Consider the following 7269-nt stretch of genomic DNA (forward strand, 5'->3'; position numbering starts at 1 on the left):
TATTTCGCGAAATTCGCCATGAGGTCGTGCAGGTTCTCGCCCTGGATCGCAATGTGGCTGCGCAGCGCATGGGCGGCACGCTCGGCATCACCCTTTCGAACCGCGTCCTGGACTTCGCGATGCTCCTGCATGGACTGCCGCAGTCGCCCGCGCACGCGTAGCTGGAGCCGCCGGAACGGTTTGAGACGTTTGTGCAGCTTGGACGCTTCCTGTGCCAGGAAGGAATTACCGCTGGCGTGATAAAGCACGTGATGGAAGCGCTCGTTTTCCCGATAGTATTCGTCGGTGTCGCCTTTTTCCTCGGCTTGCTGGCAAGCGATCGCCGCCTCCTCCAGCCTGTCGAGTTCTTCATCGGTGATACGCCGCGCCGCAAGGCGACCGCACATCGCCTCCAGTTCGGCCATGACGTCGAACATCTCGATCAGCTTGATGAAGCTCGGATACCGCACGAAGACGCCGCGGCGCGGGATCGTCTCCACAAGACCGGAAGCGGCCAGCGCATGCAGCGCCTCGCGCACCGGCGTGCGCGATACCGAAAAGCGTATGGACAGCGTCACTTCATCGAGCCGCTCGCCGTCGGCGAACTCGGCGGCCATGATGGCCTGTTCGAGTTCCTCGCGAATCCTGTCTGCGTTCCTGAGTTCCATGCCCAACCCTAGCGTGGAGCGCTGCATTCAACAAGAGTCTTGTTGTATACAAGAGCGTTGACATAGAGTGCACGACCGCTAGAGTGCCCATGGCTTGGAGGAGCCCGGATAAAACGCAGCGAAATATCTGCAGGGAGGAATAAAAATGAAATCCTATCTCGCAATTCTGGCCGCGACCGTCGGTCTTTCGATCGCCTGCACAGGCAATGCCGGCGCGCTTACGTTGAAAGCGTCGCATCAGTTTCCCGGCGGCAAGGGCGATCCGCGCGACGAAATGGTGCAGATGATCGCCAAGGAGGCGAAGGCCGCGAATGTCGATCTGACGATCCAGGTTTACCCTGGCGCCTCGCTTTTCAAGGCGAAGGACCAATGGAATGCCCTGATCAAGGGACAGCTCGACATCACCTCGTTTCCGCTGGACTATGCGAGCGGGCGCGTGCGCGAATTCGGCGCCACGCTTATGCCAGGCCTCGTGCGCAACCACGACCGCGCCCAAAGGCTGAACGATTCCCAGTTCATGAAGGATATCAAGGCCAAGATCGACGAAGCCGGCGCTATCGTACTGGCGGATGCCTGGCTGGCTGGCGCGGTTGCCTCCAAGGAGGGTTGCATACACAAGCCGGAGGACATCAAGGGCCTGAAGATCCGCTCAGCCGGTCCGACCTTCGCCGCAATGTGGCAGGCGGCGGGCGCATCGATCGTCTCGATCGCCAGCAACGAGGTTTACAACGCGCTGCAGACGGGCGTCGCCGAAGCGACCGACACAAGTTCGGCGAGCTTCGTTTCCTACCGCATCTACGAGCAGGTCAAGTGCATCACCGCGCCCGGCGATAATGCGCTCTGGTTCATGTACGAGCCCGTGCTCATGTCCAAGAAAACCTTCGAAAAGCTCTCGAAGGAGCAGCAGGACGTCATAATGGCCGCATCCGAGAAGGCCGAAAAGTTCTTCGATCTGGAAGCCCGCAAGCTCGACGCGAAGATGGAGAAGGCCTTTAAGGATCATGGTGTTGAGGTCATTACCATGACGCCCGAAGAGTACGATGCCTGGATCGCCGTCGCCAAGGAGAGTTCCTACAAGCAATTCGCCGAGGAAGTCCCGGACGGCCAGAAGCTGATCGATGAAGCTCTCTCCGTGAAATGACCGAAAGGAGGCCGAACCGACGCAAGTTGCTTCGGTTCGGCCTCTTTCGTCTCCCGGAACGCCGTGCGTCCCAACCGGACGCGTGAAGTGCGTTCCGCCGGCAATCATTTACGGTCCGGCACTTCCGGGCCGAGGCCCGTCAGGCACCAAACAGGAGAGGGATGATGGAAGTATTCATCCGAACGGTCCGACAAATGTCGGTGCTGTGCGGGCTCGCCGCGGCCGCGCTCATCTCGGCCGGCGTGATCGTCGTGTGCCATATGGTCTTCGCGCGCTTCGTGCTGGGCTCGAACACGATCTGGCAGACCGATTTCACGACCTACGCAATCGTTGCGGCAACGTTTCTCGGCAGCCCTTACGTGCTTCTGACGCGCGGGCACGTCAGCGTCGACATCCTGCCCCACTATCTCGGCAAGACCGCACGCTTTCGCCTGGCGATGCTCTCGGCCGGGATGTCGCTGTGTTTCTCGCTCGCCATGACCTGGCTGGCTTGGCACTACTGGCGCGAATCGTGGACGGGCAATTGGCTGTCGGACACCATGTGGCGCGTCCGCCTGTGGATCCCTTTCGGGGCGATGCCGTTCGGCTTTGCCGTGCTCACGCTCCAGTACATCGTCGACGTCTATTGCCTCGCCACAGGACGAGACCTGCCATTCGGCATCCCGGTCGAACATGAAGGAGAACCGGCATGAACCCGGCGATCGAAGGCGGCATTGTCCTTGTCGTCACCCTTTTGGTGCTGTTGTCGGGCGCGCCCGTGGCCTTTGGTCTCGGCTCCATCGCCCTTGTCTTCATCGCCATCTTCGAAGGCTTCGGTGCGCTCAACATCGCGGCCGAAACCTTCTATGGCGGCCTCAACGATTTCACGCTCGTCTCCATTCCGATGTTCGTGATGATGGGGGCCGCCATCGGTTCCTCACCGGCCGGCCGCGACCTCTATGAGGCACTCGACCGCTGGTTCTACCGGCTGCCGGGCGGTCTCGTCATCTCCAACCTCGGCGCATGCGCGCTCTTTGCCGCGCTGACCGGCTCGTCCCCGGCGACCTGCGCCGCCATCGGCCGCATGGGCATCCCCGAGATGCGCCGTCGCGGCTATCCCGACGACGTGGCGACGGGTTCGATCTGTGCCGGCGGAACGCTCGGCATCCTGATTCCGCCATCCATCACCTTCATCCTCTATGGCATCGCGACCGAGACCTCGATCGGCAGGCTGTTCCTCGCCGGCGTCCTGCCCGGCATCATGCTGACCAGCTTGTTCATTCTGTGGACAGTCTTCCTGCTGTGGAAGCGCGGCTTCCACGCCTATGCCGCCGATTTCCGCTATACTTGGAAGCAGAAATTCGAGTCCCTTCCCAAGGTGGCGCCGTTCCTGGCGATCGTCATCGGCGTGATGTATGTCCTCTATGGCGGTGTCGCGACACCCTCCGAGGCAGCCGGCGTCGGTGCGGCGCTCTGCGTGCTTCTGGCCGTGATCATCTACCGGATGTGGCGGCCGACAGACTGGTGGCAGATCCTGCGCGACACGACGCGCGAATCCGTCATGATCCTGATGATCATCGGCTCGGCGGTGCTCTTCGGATACATGCTGACCTCGCTCTATCTGACCCAGACGCTGGCCCAGGCGATTGCCGACATGGACGTCAACCGCTGGGTGCTGATGTTCCTGATCAACATCTTCCTGCTCGTCTGCGGCTTCTTCATTCCGCCGGCGGCGGTGATCCTGATGACGGCACCGATTCTGCTGCCGATCATCACGGCGGCCGGCTTCGACCCCATCTGGTTCGGCGTCATCATCACCATCAACATGGAGATCGGCCTTATCCATCCGCCGGTGGGGCTGAACATCTACATCGTGAACTCCATCGCGCCCGACGTTCCGTTGACGCGCATCATGTGGGGTACGCTGCCTTTCGTCGGGTGCATGATGCTGCAGATCGTCATCTTGTGCTTCTTCCCCGAGATCGCCACATGGCTGCCTACCTATCTGATGGGGCCTGGAACGTGAGCCGAACAAGCTTCCTGCAAGATCTTCTCGCGACCATCTTCGAGCGGGCCGCGCCGCGCACGCCCAGCAACGACCGCCGCTCCATGAAGGAGCTGTGCGCCGCGCTAATTTCCGAACAGGGCGAGGCGTCCGGTTCGTCCATCGCCACGGCCATCCTCGACCGGTACGAGGGGGCCCCGCCGAAGGAGAAGTCGGCGTTCTTCCGGCTGCTGGTCGAGGACCACGATATCGATGCGGACGCGATCATCGCGGCGGCTATGGCCTACAAGGAGGCCCCCGACGCGGACATACTCGCCCGTCTTGTCGAGGAATCCGAACCGCCGAGACAGGAATTGCTGCGGCGGCTGAACCGCCTACCCGGCGCGACCGGGAGGCTCGTCAAGATGCGTGAAGATCTGCTTCTCACGCTGAAGGCCGATCCCTCTTTCGGTCGGGCCGATATCGATTTCCGGCATCTTTTTGCTTCGTGGTTCAATCGCGGCTTCCTGGTGCTGAGGCGGATCGACTGGGCAACGCCAGCCAACATTCTCGAAAAGATCATCGCCTACGAAGCGGTTCACGCGATCGATGACTGGGACGATCTGCGCCGCCGGCTGCAGCCGGCGGATCGGCACTGTTTCGCTTTCTTCCATCCAGCTATGCCGGACGAACCATTGATCTTCGTCGAGGTGGCCCTGACCGACGCCATCCCCGGCTCGATCGAAGCGTTGCTCTCGGACGAACGGGATCCGATCGGCGAGACCGAGGCCACGACGGCCGTGTTCTACTCGATCTCGAATTGCCAGCGCGGGCTGGGCGGCATTTCATTCGGCAATTTCCTCATCAAGCAGGTCGCAACCGATCTGATGCTGTCGCTGCCGAATCTCAAGACGTTCGTGACGCTCTCGCCCGTGCCGGGCCTGACCAGGTGGATGCGCGAAGAGGCACAATCGACCACCGATGATGACCATCGCAAGCTGCTTTCGCGGCTGATCGAGGCGCAGTCCTTCGACGATCTTCAGGCCGACGGTCAGGCCCTCACCGCGCTTGCCGCCGAATATCTCGTCAGAGCAAAGCGAAAGGACGGCCTGCCGCTAGACCCCGTCGCACGGTTTCATTTCGGAAACGGAGCAAGTCTGGAGGCCATTCATCCGTTCGCCGATCTGTCTAAGAAAGCGCTCTCCCAGTCCTGCGGCGTCATGGTCAATTACCGCTACGACCTCAAGACGGTAGAAGCCAACCATGAACTGTTCGCGCATAAAGGCGAAGTGGTCGCGACGCGGGCGGTAAGATCAATGCTTGGGGCCGAACGGCCAGGGCGAAATACACGGAGAACAGAAAATGCCCAACGTGCTTTATGATGCGCTGTTGGCGCCCCATCGGGGCAATTCCAAGCCTTTCCTCCTCCTGAAGGACGGCGCGATCGTTTCTTACGACGCGTTTCTCAAGCTCTCCGCACAGATGGCCCATGTGCTGCAGGCTTTTGACATCAAGCCCGGCGACAGGGTGGCGGTGCAGGTCAAGAAGAGCCCGCAAGCGCTGGCCCTCTATGCCGCCTGCATCCAGGCCGGCGCCATTTTCCTCCCGCTCAACACCGCCTATACGCCGACCGAAGTGGACTATTTCGTCGACAATGCCGAACCCGGCCTTCTCGTCTGCGACGAGGCTGCCCGCGAGGCGCTCACGCCGATCGCCGAAAAGGCGGGGGCGCGGCTGCTGACGCTTGACGGCGACGGCACGGGGACGCTGGCAAGCGAGGCGGAGGCGCGCCCGGAGCTCTTCGAAACCGTCCCGCGCGGCGAAGATGATCTGGCGGCGTTTCTCTACACGTCGGGCACCACCGGCCGTTCGAAAGGCGCAATGCTGACGCACGGCAACCTGCTTTCGAACGCGCACTCGCTGGTGGAAGCGTGGCGCTTCGATGAAAACGACGTGCTGCTGCATGCGCTGCCGATCTTCCACACGCACGGCCTGTTCGTCGCCTGCAACGTCGTCCTGCTGGCCGGCGGATCGATGATCTTCTTGCCGACCTTCCAGGCCGACGAGGCAATCGAATGGCTGCCCAAGGCAACCTCGATGATGGGCGTACCGACCTTCTACACGCGGCTGCTCGATGACCCGCGCTTCACCCGGCAACTTGCCTCCCATATGCGGCTGTTTACCTCGGGCAGCGCGCCGCTGCTCGCCGAAACGCACAATGCCTTCGAGAAGCGAACCGGCCATCGCATCCTCGAACGCTACGGCATGACCGAGACCAACATGACGACATCGAACCCCTATGAGGGCGAGCGGCGCGCCGGCACGGTCGGCTTCCCGCTGCCGAATGTCGAGGTCCGCGTGGTCGATCCGGATACGCGCGAGGGGATGGAAAATGGCGGTATCGGCATCCTCGAAGTGCGCGGGCCGAATGTCTTCAAGGGCTACTGGCGGATGCCGGAAAAGACCAGGGAGGAATTCCGCGAGGACGGCTTCTTCATCACCGGCGACGTCGTCACGATCGACGAGGATGGCTATGTCCAGATCGTCGGGCGCGCCAAGGACCTGATCATTTCAGGCGGCTACAACATCTATCCGAAGGAAGTCGAACTGTTGCTCGACGAGCAGGATGGCGTGCTTGAATCCGCCGTGATCGGCGTGCCGCATCCGGATTTCGGCGAAGGCGTCGTTGCGGTGATCGTCCCGAAGAAAGGCTCCGCCGTCGACGAGCAGGCGATCCTCGACGGCATCCGGGACAAGATCGCCCGGTTCAAGCAGCCGAAGCGCATCTTCGCCGTCGACGAACTGCCGCGCAACGCCATGGGCAAGATCCAGAAGAAAGCCTTGCGCGACCTCTTCGTCGACACCTTCCAAGGCTAGGCAAGAAGGTTTTGTTGCAACCGTTGACTGGAAACGTAAAGAGGCCTGACCCGTGGCCAATTATGCGGCAAGAATTGCGAACTGTTCGGCCAGGGATGGATTCGGATTGAAGGCGTATCTCGCCAGTCGCTTGCTCATCAAATGAACCATCTCGATGCCGGACAGGATGATCGGGCTCTGTCGCAAACTCGGAATTGAGACACAGAAAGGCTTCTGCTCAGTTTTTACACAGTCAGGATTTCAAACTGTTCGACAAGTGACGGTGCTGGATTGTGCGCGTACCTCGCCTGTCGTTTCCGCATCATGTGAACCATTTCAATGCCGCACAGGATAGTCGCAGCGCAGGTGGTCGATTTGAAGCCAAGCATGGACTGGATCCGGCGTTTGATTCGCCGATGGTCTTGTTCAATTCGGTTATTCAAGTATTGGCTTTGCCGGATGCTGATAGGCTTTAATGGCCGTTGCGATTGGTCCCGAAGCCGGCTCTCACCATCGCACGCAATGATTGCCTCGCGGTTCGTCTGGCTACCATCAATGACGATACGATCTGGTCGGCCATGACGGTTCAGCGCTTTGCGGATAAAGCGTTTGGCAGCCGGCAGGTCACGCTTCTCGCTGAAGAAGAACTCGACCGTGTCGCC

7 protein-coding genes and 1 pseudogene are annotated in these 7269 nt (G+C 60.9%); 5 read left to right on the top strand and 3 right to left on the bottom strand.

The window, feature by feature from the left end; genetic code table 11:
* Positions 1-647 (bottom strand): GntR family transcriptional regulator (locus ACX3P1_RS27420; RefSeq protein ID WP_459082865.1); only part of this gene is annotated, 647 nt, incomplete at its 3' end.
* Between the two features lie 145 nt (positions 648-792).
* On the opposite strand from ACX3P1_RS27420, the gene dctP reads away from it, so the two are divergent.
* From dctP to ACX3P1_RS27445, 5 genes are all read left to right on the top strand, one after another.
* Positions 793-1788, top strand: coding sequence for a TRAP transporter substrate-binding protein DctP (gene dctP / locus ACX3P1_RS27425; protein WP_459082867.1), 996 nt, complete (start codon positions 793-795; stop codon positions 1786-1788).
* Between the two features lie 194 nt (positions 1789-1982).
* A complete protein-coding gene (locus tag ACX3P1_RS27430) occupies positions 1983-2480 on the top strand; it encodes a TRAP transporter small permease (RefSeq protein ID WP_459082869.1) in 498 nt (165 codons plus the stop codon).
* Positions 2477-3793, top strand: coding sequence for a TRAP transporter large permease (locus ACX3P1_RS27435; protein ID WP_459082871.1), 1317 nt, complete (start codon positions 2477-2479; stop codon positions 3791-3793). Before ACX3P1_RS27430 ends, ACX3P1_RS27435 begins: the two co-directional genes overlap by 4 nt.
* The gene (locus ACX3P1_RS27440; RefSeq protein ID WP_459082873.1) at positions 3790-5133 is read left to right on the top strand and encodes a malonyl-CoA decarboxylase; all 1344 of its coding nucleotides are present in this window, start codon (positions 3790-3792) and stop codon (positions 5131-5133) included. Before ACX3P1_RS27435 ends, ACX3P1_RS27440 begins: the two co-directional genes overlap by 4 nt.
* Positions 5114-6628, top strand: coding sequence for a malonate--CoA ligase (locus ACX3P1_RS27445; RefSeq protein WP_459082875.1), 1515 nt, complete (start codon positions 5114-5116; stop codon positions 6626-6628). Before ACX3P1_RS27440 ends, ACX3P1_RS27445 begins: the two co-directional genes overlap by 20 nt.
* A 60-nt stretch (positions 6629-6688) precedes the next feature.
* Here the strand turns inward: ACX3P1_RS27445 and ACX3P1_RS27450 are convergent.
* Positions 6689-6793: pseudogene (locus ACX3P1_RS27450) on the bottom strand (IS6 family transposase); the annotation flags it as partial.
* 59 nt (positions 6794-6852) lie between these two features.
* Positions 6853-7269 (bottom strand): DDE-type integrase/transposase/recombinase (locus ACX3P1_RS27455; protein WP_459082877.1); only part of this gene is annotated, 417 nt, incomplete at its 5' end.

Source organism: Mesorhizobium sp. A623, assembly GCF_054489405.1.